The sequence below is a fragment of the Kitasatospora sp. NPDC085464 genome (assembly GCF_044541955.1).
Lineage (GTDB): Bacteria > Actinomycetota > Actinomycetes > Streptomycetales > Streptomycetaceae > Kitasatospora.
In genome coordinates this window covers 17,518-31,038 of record NZ_JBITTM010000006.1, presented here as the reverse complement: position 1 = coordinate 31,038, position 13,521 = coordinate 17,518, and the positions used below count along the sequence as shown (strand labels likewise).

Genomic DNA, 13,521 nt, shown 5'->3' with positions numbered 1-13,521 from the left:
CGATCGTCCCCGCCGGGGAACCGGCCACCCGCCCAGGGGCCTCCTGATCCCCGGGGCTCGGGCCTCGACCGGGGTCCGGCCTCGTCGCGGGCTCGGCCCAGGCGCGCCCCTGATCATATGATGTGCGGCGAATCGTGGCCGGTCAGCGGCCACGGCGCGAGGGGGACGGGGACGATCGTGTTCGGCATCATCAGACCGTGCAAGCACCGGCTGTCGGAACGGCTGCAGACCTCCTGGATGGCCCACCTGTGCGGGCTCTGCCTCGCACTGCGCGACGACCACGGACAGCTCGCCCGGACCGCCACCAACTACGACGGTCTGATCATCTCCGTCCTGGTCGAGGCCCAGGCCGCCCGGGAGGACTCCTCCTGGCGACGCACGGCCGGTCCGTGCCCGCTGCGCGGCATGCGGACCGCCTCCGTCGCCAAGGGCGAGGGCGCCCGGCTCGCCGCCGCCGTCTCGCTCGCCCTCGCCTCGGTGAAGATCCGCGACCACGTCGAGGACCGCGACGGCGTCTTCGCCCGCCGCCCGGTCGCCGCCGGGGCCCGCGCGGTCACCCGGCGGTGGGACCGGCAGAGCGCCGGCAGTGCCTCGACGGTCGGCTTCGACACCGCCGTCCTGCTCGAAGCGGCTTCCCGGCAGGGCGAGTTGGAGCGCTCGCTGCAGCCCGGCGGGTCCGTCCTGCTGGTCACCGAGCCCACCGAGACGGCCACCGCCGCCGCCTTCGCGCACACGGCCGTGATCGCCGGACGCCCCGGCAACGCCACCCCGCTCGCCGAGGCCGGGCGGCTGTTCGGCCGGCTGGCCCACCTCCTCGACGCCGCCGAGGACCAGGCCGCCGACGCCGACGCCGGCGCCTGGAACCCGCTCACCGCCACCGGCACCGACCGCGCCGAGGCCGAACGGCTGTGCCGGGACGCCGTCCACGGCATCCGGCTCGCGCTGGGCGAGGTCGAGCTGAGCGACCGGGCACTGGTCCACGTCCTGCTCGCGCACGAGACCGAGCAGGCCGTCGACCGGGTCTTCGGAGCCCGGCACGCGGCGAGCTGCCGCACCAAGGCCGGCACCGGACACGACAAGGACCACGGCACCGGGCACGGCACCGGGCACGGCACCGGACACGGCAAGGACCACGGCACCGGGCACGGCCCGACCGGCGGCGCCGTGGCCGACCACCCGCACCAGGCGCCGCCCCACCAGGCACCGCCCGGCCAGGACCCGGGCGCACCGATGCCGCCGTGGGTGCCGCAGGGCCCCGGCTTCACCCCGCCCGGTTCGAAGCCGCCGCACCCGCGCAACCTGCTCGCCGGGTGCGCGGTGTGGGCACTGATGGCCTGCACGTGCCAACTGCTCTGCTGCGACCACAACGACCCGTTCAGCCGCGAGCGCCGCAAGGGCTTCTGCGAGCGGCACGACTGCTGCGACTGCTGTGACTGCTGCAGCGGGTGCGACGGGTGCGGCGACTGCTGCAGTTGCTGTGACGGTTGCGACGGATGCGACTGCGGCTGCGACTGCTGACCCCCCCGTCAGCCGACCTCGGCCGCGGCGCCCGCCGCCCCCTCCTGATCGACCGACGTCGGCCCGGGGTGCCCCCGCAGCACCCCGGGCCGGTCCACGCCCTCGCGTTCCGCCCGCTCACCCCCGCCCTCGCCGCGCCGCCACAGCGGAACCACCGCCACCGGGCGCCACTCGGCGAGCTCAGGCATCGCGCCCCGCCGCCTCCCGGTCCGCCGCCAGCGAGTGCTCCAAACTCGCCAACAACTGCCGGAACCGCTCGGTGTCCTGCTCCGTCATCCGCCCCTCGGGCGCTGCTCCCGGCCACTCGGCCGTTCTGTCGTCCATGCGCCCGAGGCTAGGCGGCGACGATCAATGGCCGATAAACGTCCCCTGGAGCCGGACCCGGCCCCACCCGGGGGCCCGTGGCCCGTTCCCGCCGAGGCGACCGGCTCAGCCCGCGAGGGCCGTGTCCAGCAGCAGCCGGGCGGCCTCCTTGGCGTCGGCGGCGGCCGTCGGGTCGCCGTGGACGGCCGCGGTGGTGATGGCCCCCTCGGCGAGCAGGGTGAGGTGCACGGCGGTGGCGGGCGGGGCGCCGGCGGCCTCGGTCAGACCGGCGAGGTAGCCGGCGAACTCCTCCTTGTGGTGCCGTGCGACGGCCGCCACCACGGGCGTGGTGGCGCCCAGTTCGCCGAAGGAGTTGACGAACGCGCAACCGCGGAAGTCGGGTTCGGCGAACCACTGGCCGAGCCAGTCGAAGACCGCGAGCAGCTGGTCCCGGGGCGGTTCGCCGGCGTGGGAGACGTACGCGGCGAGGCTTTCCCGCCAGCGGCCGTCGCGGCGCAGCAGGTAGGCCTCGACCAGGTCGTTCTTGGACGGGAAGTGCTGGTACAGGCGGCGCATCGTCATGCCGGAGGCGGTCCGGACGGCGTCCATGCCGACCGCCTGGATGCCCTGCCCGTAGAACAGCTCCTCGGCCGCGTCGAGGATGCGGGTCCGCGGGTCTTCGTGCTCCATCTGCCGTGCCCTTTGCGCGAGAACGATAGTTCTCCTATCGTAACCACTGACGCGAGAACGATCGTTCTCACCCGTCGAGTACCCGTCCCCTGGAGTACCCGCCCCGAGGAGTTCACGCATGGCCGACCAGCACGACGGGCAGCGCCCGCCCCTGCCCCCGTTCACCGAGGAGACCGCCCGGCAGAAGGTCCGGGCCGCCGAGGACGCCTGGAACACCCGCGACCCGCAGCGCGTCGCCCTCGCCTACACGCCCGACAGCCGCTGGCGCAACCGCGCCGAGTTCCTCGCCGGCCGCGAGCGGATCGCCGAGTTCCTCACCCGCAAGTGGCAGCGCGAGCTCGACTACCGGCTGATCAAGGAGCTCTGGGCGTACGACGGCGACCGCATCGCCGTCCGCTTCGCCTACGAGTGGCACGACGACGCCGGGCAGTGGTACCGCTCCTACGGCAACGAGAACTGGGAGTTCGCCCCGGACGGACTGATGGCGCACCGCCACGCCTCCATCAACGACCTGCCGATCACGCCCGAGGAGCGCCTGTTCCACTGGCCGCCCGGCCGCCGCCCCGACGACCACCCAGGCCTCACGGCGCTCGGCCTCTGAGGCGCACACCCGGGCCCTGACGGCCCTGCCGGGCCCTCGGCCGGGGGCTGCTGACGCCGCGTCGGCGGCCCGGCGCAGCAGCCCCGGCAGGGCATCGGGGCGGCACGGCGCAACAGGGCGTCAGGGCCTCCGGCCACACTGTTCCACGGCTGTGACACACCGCGAACCGGTCATTGACCTGGCCCTGGGACGCTTCCTTCTCGTAAGCGAACAGCACCCGAGGGGGACCTGGAATGTCCGTGCGCAACAGATTCGGCACCGCCGCCGCGATCGCCCTGATGACCACCGTCGGCGCGGTCCTGCTCTCCGCCTGCGGGCCCGACAGCTCGGACTCCGCTCCCACCGCGGCCCCGACCGGCGCCGCCCCCGGTTCGGCGGCGCCGGGGACGGCTTCGCCCGGGACGGGCTCCCACCCCGGCAGCCCCGCGCCGGGCGGCAAGGAGGTCAACGGCACCTCCGCCGCCAACCACCTCACCATCAGCACGGGCACCCAGACCGTCGCGATGAACGGCGCCACCGTCGACTTCGGCACCACCGTCCGCGACCTCGCGTGGTCCCCCGACGGCAAGAAGGCCGCGTTCGTCAACGGCAACGGCGACCTGGTGACCGCCAACCCGGACGGCACCGGGAAGGTGACCCTCGCCAAGAACCCCGGCGGGGAGACCTGGTCCCACCCCACCTGGCAGCACGCCACCACGGACCCCAGCGTCACCACCGTCCCCGGCGCCCTCGACCGCTTCGACACCATCGTCTTCGCGAGCAGCAAGGGCGGCGCGCTGAAGCTGGAGAAGGTCCCCACCAAGACCCCCGGCGCCACCCCCGAGGTGCTCACCCCGCACAACTCCGAGGGCGGCTCCGAGGACATGCCGCAGCCGCCGCAGACCGGCAACACCTGGGCCAACGCGGGCGGCCACCGGGGCGAGATCGCCTACGCCAACACCCCGGCCGGCGAGGTGTACATCTACGACGACTACATCCGACCCGCGACCCGCGACCTGGGCAAGGGCTCCCAGCCCGCCCTCTCCCCCGACGGCGAGCACCTGGTCTTCGTCCGCTCGGTGAACGGGCACGACCACCTGTTCACCCGCTCCACCCAGTTCGACCAGAAGGCCGAGAAGGACCTCACCCCCTCGGCCACGACCGACTACACCGAGCCCGCCTGGTCCCCCGACGGCAAGACCATCGCGGCCCGCACCCCGGACGGCGTCAGCACGCTGCCCGCCGACGGCTCCGCCGCGCCGACCCAGGTCTCCACCATCAAGGGCCTGCCCGCCTTCCGGCCGTGAGCCGGGCCCGGTCGCGAGCGGGAGCGGGAGCGGGCAGCGGCGATCACCCGGTCGCCGGCCCCGCTCCCGGCCGCCGCACCCGGCCGGGCTGCGCCAACTCGGCGCGCAGCTCGGCCAGGTGCTCGTCGGCCGACTCGTGCGGCAGGTACTCGACCAGGTCGAGGAAGCGGAACAGCACCCGGCTCTCGGTGACGGCGTACTCGTAGTCGCCGAACCCGACCACCGCGCCCAGCCCGCCGCGCGCCGCCCCGCGGACGGCGGCCGACGTCAGCGCGTCGGCCGTGTCCTCGGCGGTCACCCGCCGGCGGGCGTTCGGGCGCGCCAGGTAGGGGCAGACCATCGACGCGTAGAGCATGCAGGCGCGGTGCCCGGGGCCCTCCATGGTCGGCGCGAGGTTCCGGTACGGGCGCCCGTCCGCCAGCGCCCCGGCGATCGCGGCGCTCTCGGCGGGCCCCACGACCCGCCACACCGGTCCGCGCTCCATGAACCCGCCGCACACCGAACAGCGGCGCTCCAGCGCACAGTCGGCGCTGCGCCCGTGGTCGGTCAGCGCGAACTGGGGCTCACCCCCGTGCCACGGCGTGATCGCCGGCACCGGGTACCCCCGCCCGTCCCGGGGCCGCGCCCCCACACCGTCCGGCATCGGCACAAGTTCGAATCGCACGGCCCTATCGATACCAGGCCCGGGCCCGCCGGGTCGACCCCCGGGCCGGGACCGGCGCAGGGACCGAAGCCGAGCCGGGGCCGGCGCGGCGGGCCCTAACCCTCCCCCGCCTCCTCCTGGACCAGCATCACCTTCCGCAGCAGGTCCGCCAGCGTGCGCCGCTCGTCGGCGGAGAGCACGCCGAGCAGTCGGCGCTCCTCCCGCCCGACCACGTCGAGGGCCTCGTGCCAGGCCGCGCGACCGGCGTCCGTCAGCTCGATGTCGACCTTCCGGCGGTCCGCCGTCGAGGGCGTGCGCACGACGAAGCCCCGCCGTTCCAGGGTCTCCAGGCGGCCGGTGATCGACGCCGGGGCGAGGTTGAGGTCGGCGCGGAGGTCGGAGGGGGCGGCGTGGCCGCCGAGGCCGGCGAGGACGTGCAGGGTGTCGAACTCGTGCTTGTGCAGGCCGTAGTCGGCGACGCCCTGTTCGCGGACCCGGCCGAGGTGACGGGTGAGCCGCGACATCCGGGTGACGGCGGCCTCGATGTCCGGGTCGAGGTCGGGCAGCACCGGCTGCCAGCGGTCGACGTGGCCGTCCGTCCAGTCGCGGGGCGGGGTGTCGTGCTGGTGGAGGTGTTCGGCCATGTCAGGAGTCTACAAACCCTCAGGCAACGGGTAGGCACCAAAATATTCGTTGCCAAAATTTCGGTACCGAAATACAGTGCGCCGCGTGATCGAACACCCCTTGCGCCTGCCCGGCTTCCGCCTGCTCTTCCTCGGCCGCACGATCTCCACCCTCGGCGACGCCGTCGTCCCCGCCGCCCTCGCCATCGCCGTTACCCGGGCCACCGGTTCCTCGGCCGCGCTCGCCGTGGTGCTGGGCTGCGCGATGGTGCCGCGACTGTTCCTGCTGCCGTTCGGCGGCGTGGCCGGCGACCGCTTCGACCCGCGCCTCGTCGCGCTCACCACCGACCTGGTGCGGGCCGTCGCCCAGCTGCTCGTCGGCCTGGAACTGCTCGGCGGGCACCCGAGCCTGCCGCACATCGCGATCGCCTCCGCCGTCGGCGGCGCCGCCTCCGCCTTCGCCATGCCCACCGCCTCGCCGCTGGTCGCGGCCACCGTCCCGGGCGAGCACCGGCTGCGGGCCAACGCCCTGCTCGGCACCGCGAGCGGCGCCGCCCGCCTGGCCGGCCCGGCCCTCGCCGGGGTGCTGGTGTACACCGCGGGGCCCGGCTGGGCGTTCCTGCTGGACGGCGCCTCCTTCGTGCTCAGCGCCGCACTGCTCACCCGGCTCACCGTCGAACCCGCCGACAAGGCCGGCGCGGCCGACGAGACCGACCGCACCCCGGGCGGACCGCGCTCGCTGCGCCGGGACCTCGCCGAGGGCTGGAGCGAGGTGCGCGCCCGGGACTGGTACTGGACCAGCCTGATCGCCCACGGGATCTGGAACGGCGCCAGCGCCGTACTGCTCACCCTCGGCCCGCTGATCGCCGCCACCCGCCTCGGCGGCGACGGCGCCTGGGTGGCGGTGACCCAGGCCGGGGCGGTGGGCCTGCTGGTGGGCTCGCTGATCGCCGGACGGCTCCGCCCGCGGCGCCCGGTGCTGGCCGGCAACCTCGCCCTCGCGCTGTACGGGCTGCCGCTGCTCGCGCTCGCCGTCCCGACGCCGGCGCCCGTCGTGGTGGCCGCGCAGGCGGTGGCGATGGCCGGGCTGGGCTTCCTCAACCCGGTGTGGTCGACGGTGGTGCAGCAGGACTTCCCGGCCGCGACCCTGGCCCGGGTCACCTCGTACGACTGGCTGCTCTCGCTGGGCGCGGCCCCGGTCGGGTACGTCCTGGCACCGCTGGCCGCCGACGCCTGGGGCAGCCGGGTGCCGCTGCTGGCGGCCGCGGCGCTGGTGACGCTGGTCTGCGCGGGCACGGCCGCCGTGCCGGGGGTCCGCCGGCACGGCACGCGGCCCGTTGCCGAGCCCGTGTCCGGGAACGGCAACGGGAACGCAGCCGGGAACGGCAATGCGGCCGCAACCGCGCCCGGGCCGGCGGCCGAACAGCCACCGGCCCGGGTTCAGGATCAGGTTCAGGATCGGGATCAGGCACAGGCCCGGATCACGCCCTGACCGCCGCCGCTCAGTTCCAGATGCCGGTGATGTCGCTCGCGGAGGCCGCGTTGCCCGCGTGGCTGCCGGTGCCGGCCAGGTCCTCCAGGGTGCGCAGCACGTTGTAGTGGTTGTAGGTGGTGGCGGAGCTGCTGCCGGGGGTGACGTGGGCGCCGTAGACCACGGTCGGGATCCGGTTGCCGGAGAGGCTGTTGTCCTCGTCGAAGGTGACGACCAGCAGGCTGTTGTGGGTCTGCGCCCAGGTGGCGTAGGCGCCGAGGTTGTTCTTGATCCAGGTGTCGCCGGTGCTGACCGAGCAGTCGTGCATGTCGCTGCAGAGGTTCGGCACCACGAAGGAGACGTTCGGCAGGGTGCTGTAGTCGGTCGGGAACTGCGCGAAGGTCTTGGCGCTGCTGAGCGGGACGTTGCCGAAGCCGAACCACGGGTTGTGCTTCTGCGCGTACTTGCCGCTGCTGCAGACGGTGCTGCCCTGGCTGGGCAGGGTCTCGTTGTAGCTGGCCCAGGTCTTGCCGGTGGCGATGACCTCGGAGGCCAGGTTGGCGCTCTGGAAGCCTCCGACCTTCACGCAGCTGTCGTCGACGCGGCCCTGGGTGGAGCCGGAGAACAGCGCGTAGTAGTTCGGCTCGCTCGGGTGGGTGATGCCGAAGGACTGGGTGAGGTTGGCGCCGCCCGCCTTCAGGGAGTTGAGGTACGGGGCACTGCTGCTGCCGATGACCTGGGTGTAGGCGTGGTTCTCCATCACCACGACGATGATGTGGTCGGGCGTGGGCAGGGCGGCCGCCTGCGCGGTGGTGGCGGTCGCGGCCCACAGGCCGGCGGAGGCGGCGACCAGGGCGACGGCGGAGCCGATCGCGGTGGCGGTGCGGCGGGAGCGGGGGCTCTTGGGCTTTGTGGACGAAGTCATGACAAATCCTTGGGTGAGGAGCGGCCCGGCGAGCCGCTCGGCCTGGGGGGGGTGGGAACGTCTCCCGTACGGCGGGTGCGCGCAGCGCTGCCGGCGCAACCGCCCGCGTGAGGACGGCTGGTGACGGCTAGTACGGCCTGCCGTTCGCGAAGTCGCGGGCGACGGTCGACTCGATGGTGTCGAGCACCCCGGAGTCCGTGGTGATCAGGCCCAGCTCGCGGTTGTGGTTCAGCGAGTTGTCCGAGAAGTTCTCCGAGCCCGCGAACACCTTGGCCGAGGCCGTGCCGTAGTCGGCGACGATCGCCTTGGCGTGGACGTACAGACCGGTGGTCGACGAGTAGGTGACGACCGCGCCGCCCGCCGCGGTCACCTGGTCGAAGTCGTCGGCGTACGAGCTCGGGTTCATGCCGACCACGCGCACCCTGACGCCGCGCGCGGCGGCCGCGGCGACGGCGTCCACCAGGGCAGGGTCGCCGAACTCCAGCTGCTCCAGGTCGAGGCTGGTCCGCGCGCCGTTGATCAGGGCCGCCAGCCGGGACTGCGAGTCGGTGGGCGACCAGACCAGGTTGTCGCCGTCGGTCGGGGTGACGGCGGTCTTCGCGTAGTCGGCGGCGAAGACCCGCTCGATCGCGGCGACGTCGTTGGCGTCGGTGTCGACGACGCCGTAGTCGCGGTCGTTCGCGTAGTAGGTGGAGTCCAGGTTGCCCGTCATGATCAACGACGTGGCGCCGTCCACCGTCACGGTCTTCTGGTGGGTGTAGACGAAGGCCGTGGAGGAGTACGTCACGCCGACCCCGGCGGCCCGCAGGGCCGAGAAGGCGGAGCCGTTGACGGAGGTGTGCGCGCCGTCCAGGATCACCCGGACCTTCACCCCCGCCCACTGACGGGCGATCAGCGCGTTGACGGCGGTGGTGTCGCGCAGCTCGTACATGGTGACGTCGACGGACCGGGTCGCCGAGTCGATGAGGTTGTCGACCACGGTGTGGTCCTGGTCGGGGAAGACGATCGCGGTGAACCCGGCGGAGGCCGTGGTGGCCGCGTGGGCGTTGCCGGACAGCGGTATCAGACCGGCGGTGGCGAGCAGCAGGGCGCCGGCGCGGCGCGCCAGGGAGGACAGGGGCATGGGGAAGCTCCGTGGTCGACGAGGGGCTGGCGAGCGGAAGCTGGGCGGGGCAGGGCGGCGCTGGGGCGGGGCGTCGGGTGAGGGGTTCCGGCGGGCAGGGGGCCGGCGCGGGGAGCGCACCGGAACGCGCGTCAGGCGCCCGAACAGCATGATGTGCAGCCGTCAACGCGGGTAGACGACAGCAGGTGAAACCTTGGCCCCGGAGCGGGAAACGAACGGTGCGGCCGACACGCCGGTGTCCGTAACGGGCGATGCGGGCGAACCGGTTCACGTTGCCTTCGACCGTCCCGGCCGGTGATAGTGATCTTCGATCGGCGCGGCCCGACGCCGCGTCAGCTGACGAGAGAACCGAGGAACATGGCGAAGACCAGCCTTCTGCGTCCCCTCGCGGTGGCCGCCACCGCTGCCGTCCTGGTGGCGACCGGTGCCGCCCACGCCGTGGCCGCCGACCGGGGCACCGCCGACGCGCCCGCCTCCGACGTCCCCGGCGTGCTCGCCGCCCTCCAGGCCACCACCGGGGCCGGCGCCCCGGGTGCCTTCGCGGTGATCCGCGACCACGGCGGCAAGGAGAGCACCCGCTCGGTGTCGGTGGGCAAGGCCGACCTGGACGGGACCCCGATGAACTCCTCGTGGAGGTTCCGGGTCGGCAGCAACAGCAAGATGTTCACCGCCGTTCTCGTGATGCAGCTGGCGGAGGAGGGGCGGATCGACCTCGACAAGCCGCTGCGCGACTACCTGCCCGAGGGCACCCTGTCGGAGGGCTGGACCATGACCGGCCGTCAGGTGATGGAGCACCGGGCGGGCATCTACGACCACACCAACGACCTGCTGGAGCAGGCCGGTGAGGAGACCACCAGCGCGTTCGAGGCGCGCATCCGCACCAAGGAGTACGACCCGCGCGAGCTGGTGGCGATGTCGGTCAAGCACGGCCCGCAGTACACCCCCGGCAGCCGCTACTCCTACTCCAACACCGACTTCGTGCTGATGGGCCTGGCGGTCGAGCACCTCACCGGGCAGCCGTACGCCGAGGTGCTGAACGAGCGGATCATCCAGCCGCTCCACCTGCGCAAGACCTCCTTCGTGGTGCCCGACCAGCGGATCCAGGGAGCCCACGTCACCGGCTACCTGACCAACGACGACCGCAGCAAGCCGCTGCTGGACTCCACCGAGCAGACCGGCTCCTGGGTCTGGAGCGCCGGCGCCGTCATCTCCGACGCCGGGGACCTCGACCGCTTCCTCACCGCGCTGCTGGCCGGCGGCGCGGGAGGGCTGGTCTCGGACGACTCGGTGCGCCAGATGACCGCCGCCCTGCCGACGCCCACCGCGAAGATCTCCTACGGCCTGGGCCTGCGCCGCATCTCGCTGTCCTGCGGGGACGTGTACGGCCACGGCGGTATCGTGCAGGGCTTCCAGACCCAGTCCTTCGTGACCCAGGACGGGCGGCGCAGCGTGGTGGTCTTCGCCAACGCCTCCAACAACGGCGCGGTGACCCAGGGGCTTATGAACACGCTGGAGCCGGCCTTCTGCGGCAAGAAGCCGGCGGTCGCACCGCGGACGGCCTTCGCGCCGCGTGCCGACCTCCCGAGTGCCGACCTCCCGGCTGCCGACGCCAACGGTGCCGGTGCTCCGGGCAGCGCCCCGGTGGCGCAGCTGCCCGTGGTGGAGGACACCCGGATCTGACCCCGGATCCGACCCCGGATCCGACCCCGGCTGACCCCGGCGGCCCGATCCCCCGGGTGCCCGCTCACTCCGGGTGCCCGTTCCCTCCGACTGCGGGCAGGGAACGGGCGCTCGGGGTCAGTGCCGGGGCGGCGCCGGCCGCGGGCCGTCCGCGCTCAGGTCGGTGAGCGCCTCGGTGAGCAGTTCCCGGGCCTCCTCGGCGCGGCCCTGTTCGATCAGCGCGGTGCCGAGCTCGGTCAGCGTCTTGGTCATGCTGTCCGGCCGCCCGACGGCCTCGTAGTGCACCAGGGCCTGCCGGTAGGCCTTCTCGGCGGCCGGCCAGCGCTTCAACGCCGCGCGGTCCAGGCCCAGTTCGTGGGCGGTCATGGCCGCCAGCAGGTTCATCAGCGGCGCGGACCAGCGCTCCACCAGCTCCAGCGCACCGGCCAGCGCCCGCCTGCGGACGTCCACCGCCTCCTCGGCCCGGCCGGAGTCCCGCAGGCAGTTGGCGGCGCCGCGCAGGGTGACCAGCCGGCCGATCATCGCCGCGCGGCTGTCGAGCTCGGCGAAGGCGTCCGCCGCCCGGTGGAAGGCGTCGGTCGCCTCGCGGTGCCGCCGCAGGTAGCGCAGGCCGGAGGCCAGGTAGGTGAGCGCCCACCCCTGCTGCTCCCGGTCGCCCGACTCCTGGGCCAGCTCCAGCCCCTCGGCGGCCAGTTCGATGCCGCGCTGGTAGCGGTGCAGACAGGTGACGTACGTCCAGGCCAGATAGTTGACGTGTACCCCCTCGGCCCGCCGGTCGCCGAGCGCGCGGGCGGCGTCCACCGAGAGCTGGAACACCTCCGCCCAGATGCCCCAGCTGAGCAGCCGGTCGGAGAACCAGTGCATCGCCTCGGCGGTGTCGACCACCTCCCGGTACCGGCCGGCCTGCTCCGCCTGGTACAGCGCGGCCAGCCACTCCGCGTGCTCGTCCTCCAGCCAGCGGGCCGCCTCGGTGAGGTGCGCGGAACCGGCGGTCGCGGCTGCGGCCCCGCCGTGCTCGGGGTCGAAGCGCAGCCCGTAGCCGGCGGCCCGGTCGAGGATCCAGCGCCCGGCCCGGGTACGGGCCTCGGCCAGCTCCAGGGCCGTCTCGTCGACGGCCAGCCGCTCGCTCGCGTAGAGCCGCACCAGGTCGTGCAGGCGGTAGCGGTCCGGGGTGGCCGGCTGCACCAGCCCGGCGTCGACCAGCTGCTCCAGCACCAGCTCGGTGCGGCCCGGCGCCCGGCCGGCGTAGGCGGCGGCGACGACCGCCGTGAAGTCCGGGCCCGCGGTCAGCGCGCAGCGCCGCAGGACCAGCCGGGACTCGGCGGGCAGGCGGCGGTAGGACAGCTCGAAGGCCGGGCGGACCGCCAGGTCCCCGGTCTCCAGGAGGTCCAGGCGGTTCTCCTCGACGGCCAGCTGGCGCACCAGGTGGGCGACCGGCTGCTGCGGCCGGGCGACCAGCCGCTGCCCGGCGATCCGCAGCGCCAGCGGCAGGTAGCCGCAGAGCCGGGCCAGTTCGGCGGTGGCGTCGGGCGCGGCCTCGATCCGCTCCCGGCCGGCGATCCGGGCCAGCAGGCCGGCCGCCTCGGCCGGGGCGAGCACGTCCAGGCCCAGCCGGTGCACCGACTCCAGGCCGGGCAGCGCGTTGCGGCTGGTCACGATGGTCACGGCCGGTCCGGAGCCGGGCAGCAGCGGGCGCACCTGGCTCTCGTCGGCGGCGTCGTCCAGCACCAGGACCAACCGCCGCTCGCGCACCAGCGCCCGGTAGAGGCCGGCCCGCTCCTCCGTCCCCGCGGGCACCACCGCGTCCTCGACGCCGAGGGCGCGCAGCACCTGGCCGAGGGCGTCGCGGGCGGACAGCGGCTGCGCGGACATGCCGCCGAGGTCGAGGGAGAGCTGGCCGTCCGGGAAGCGCCCGGCCAGGGTGTGGGCGGCGTGCAGGGCGAAGGCCGTCTTGCCGAGGCCGGGCTGACCGCTGACCAGCACCACCCGGGGGTGGGCGGGCCGGTCGTCCGAGGCGAGGCCGACGAGGGCGGCCAGGGCGCCCTCGCGGGCCGTGAAGTCGGCGATGTCACGGGGCAGGGCGAGGGCGCTCTGGCCCCCGGCGCCGGGTGACGCCCGGTGGACCGGCTCCCGGGGCGAGGCCTGGGCCGGGACGCCCGCCCGGCCCGGCCGGACCCCGCGCGGGCGCCCGGACTGCGCGGCGCGGTCCAGCTCCTGCGCCTGCCCGCCGTCCAGCCCCAGGGCGACGGCCAGGGCCTGCACGGTGCGCCGCTGCGGCCCGCGGGTGCGGCCGCGCTCCATGTCGCCGAGGGCGCGCAGGCTGACCCCGGCCGCCGCGGCCAGCTCCTCCTGGGTCAGGCCGGCCGCCACCCGGTGCCCGGCCAGCAGGCGGCTGAACCCGCCCACGTCGGTGCCCGTCCCGTCGACCCCGGTCGCCATGCCCGCCACCTCACTCACTCGGTCCTGCCGGTCCTGCCGGTTCCGCACGTCCGCGCGTTCACGCGTTCGTACGTTCGCCCGTTCACGCGTCCGTGCGTCCGTGCGTCCGTGCGTCCGTGCGTCCGTGCGTTTCGCACTTCCGCCTGGCTCCCGCGCCCGACGGGAACCGCCGGGCAGAAGTACGGCCGGGCGGCAGAAATCCTCGCACCCGATCGTTCG

The 13,521-nt window shown here is 74.3% G+C and carries 13 protein-coding genes; 5 read left to right on the top strand and 8 right to left on the bottom strand.

Going from position 1 to position 13,521, the window contains the following annotated elements:
* Nucleotides 1–177: 177 nt before the first annotated feature.
* Nucleotides 178–1,518 (top strand): DUF5685 family protein, encoded by a 1,341-nt coding sequence (locus ACIGG8_RS07005; protein ID WP_396546208.1) that lies wholly within the window; start codon nt 178–180, stop codon nt 1,516–1,518.
* An 8-nt stretch (nt 1,519–1,526) separates the two neighbouring features.
* On the opposite strand, the gene ACIGG8_RS07000 is transcribed toward ACIGG8_RS07005, so the two are convergent.
* The 3 genes from ACIGG8_RS07000 to ACIGG8_RS06990 all read right to left on the bottom strand — a co-directional run bounded on the left by ACIGG8_RS07000 (nt 1,527) and on the right by ACIGG8_RS06990 (nt 2,511).
* Nucleotides 1,527–1,706, bottom strand: a complete 180-nt coding sequence (locus ACIGG8_RS07000) for a hypothetical protein (RefSeq protein ID WP_396546207.1) — start codon at nt 1,704–1,706, stop codon at nt 1,527–1,529.
* Complete coding sequence (locus ACIGG8_RS06995; protein ID WP_396546206.1) at nt 1,699–1,842, bottom strand: hypothetical protein; 144 nt, start codon at nt 1,840–1,842, stop codon at nt 1,699–1,701. The genes ACIGG8_RS07000 and ACIGG8_RS06995 overlap by 8 nt, the downstream gene beginning before the upstream one ends.
* 105 nt (nt 1,843–1,947) lie before the next feature.
* On the bottom strand, nt 1,948–2,511 hold the full coding sequence (locus ACIGG8_RS06990) for a TetR/AcrR family transcriptional regulator (RefSeq protein ID WP_396546205.1): 564 nt from the start codon (nt 2,509–2,511) through the stop codon (nt 1,948–1,950).
* 118 nt (nt 2,512–2,629) lie between these two features.
* Between ACIGG8_RS06990 and ACIGG8_RS06985 the strand changes: the two genes are divergently transcribed.
* Nucleotides 2,630–3,112, top strand: a complete 483-nt coding sequence (locus ACIGG8_RS06985; RefSeq protein WP_396546204.1) for a DUF1348 family protein — start codon at nt 2,630–2,632, stop codon at nt 3,110–3,112.
* Nucleotides 3,113–3,345: 233 nt separating this feature from the next.
* A complete protein-coding gene (locus tag ACIGG8_RS06980) occupies nt 3,346–4,398 on the top strand; it encodes a hypothetical protein (protein ID WP_396546203.1) in 1,053 nt (350 codons plus the stop codon).
* Between the two features lie 43 nt (nt 4,399–4,441).
* On the opposite strand, the gene ACIGG8_RS06975 is transcribed toward ACIGG8_RS06980, so the two are convergent.
* Together ACIGG8_RS06975 and ACIGG8_RS06970 are read right to left on the bottom strand one after the other, a co-directional pair.
* Nucleotides 4,442–5,062 carry a hypothetical protein gene (locus ACIGG8_RS06975; protein ID WP_396546202.1) on the bottom strand — a complete coding sequence of 207 codons (621 nt, stop codon included), beginning with the start codon at nt 5,060–5,062 and terminating at the stop codon, nt 4,442–4,444.
* Nucleotides 5,063–5,157: 95 nt separating this feature from the next.
* A complete protein-coding gene (locus tag ACIGG8_RS06970; protein ID WP_350520978.1) occupies nt 5,158–5,685 on the bottom strand; it encodes a MarR family transcriptional regulator in 528 nt (175 codons plus the stop codon).
* Nucleotides 5,686–5,773: 88 nt separating this feature from the next.
* Here ACIGG8_RS06970 and ACIGG8_RS06965 point away from each other — a divergent pair, with 88 nt between their 5' ends.
* Nucleotides 5,774–7,156 carry an MFS transporter gene (locus ACIGG8_RS06965; RefSeq protein WP_396546368.1) on the top strand — a complete coding sequence of 461 codons (1,383 nt, stop codon included), beginning with the start codon at nt 5,774–5,776 and terminating at the stop codon, nt 7,154–7,156.
* Between the two features lie 10 nt (nt 7,157–7,166).
* Here the strand turns inward: ACIGG8_RS06965 and ACIGG8_RS06960 are convergent, their stop codons facing one another.
* Both ACIGG8_RS06960 and ACIGG8_RS06955 read right to left on the bottom strand, forming a co-directional pair.
* Complete coding sequence (locus tag ACIGG8_RS06960; protein ID WP_396546201.1) at nt 7,167–8,060, bottom strand: alkaline phosphatase family protein; 894 nt, start codon at nt 8,058–8,060, stop codon at nt 7,167–7,169.
* Between the two features lie 127 nt (nt 8,061–8,187).
* A complete protein-coding gene (locus ACIGG8_RS06955) occupies nt 8,188–9,183 on the bottom strand; it encodes a phospholipase D-like domain-containing protein (protein WP_396546200.1) in 996 nt (331 codons plus the stop codon).
* A gap of 357 nt (nt 9,184–9,540) precedes the next feature.
* Between ACIGG8_RS06955 and ACIGG8_RS06950 the strand changes: the two genes are divergently transcribed.
* The gene (locus ACIGG8_RS06950; protein ID WP_396546199.1) at nt 9,541–10,863 is read left to right on the top strand and encodes a serine hydrolase domain-containing protein; all 1,323 of its coding nucleotides are present in this window, start codon (nt 9,541–9,543) and stop codon (nt 10,861–10,863) included.
* A 117-nt stretch (nt 10,864–10,980) separates the two neighbouring features.
* Here the strand turns inward: ACIGG8_RS06950 and ACIGG8_RS06945 are convergent, their stop codons facing one another.
* A complete protein-coding gene (locus tag ACIGG8_RS06945; protein ID WP_396546198.1) occupies nt 10,981–13,302 on the bottom strand; it encodes an ATP-binding protein in 2,322 nt (773 codons plus the stop codon).
* Between the last annotated feature and the right edge of the window lie 219 nt (nt 13,303–13,521).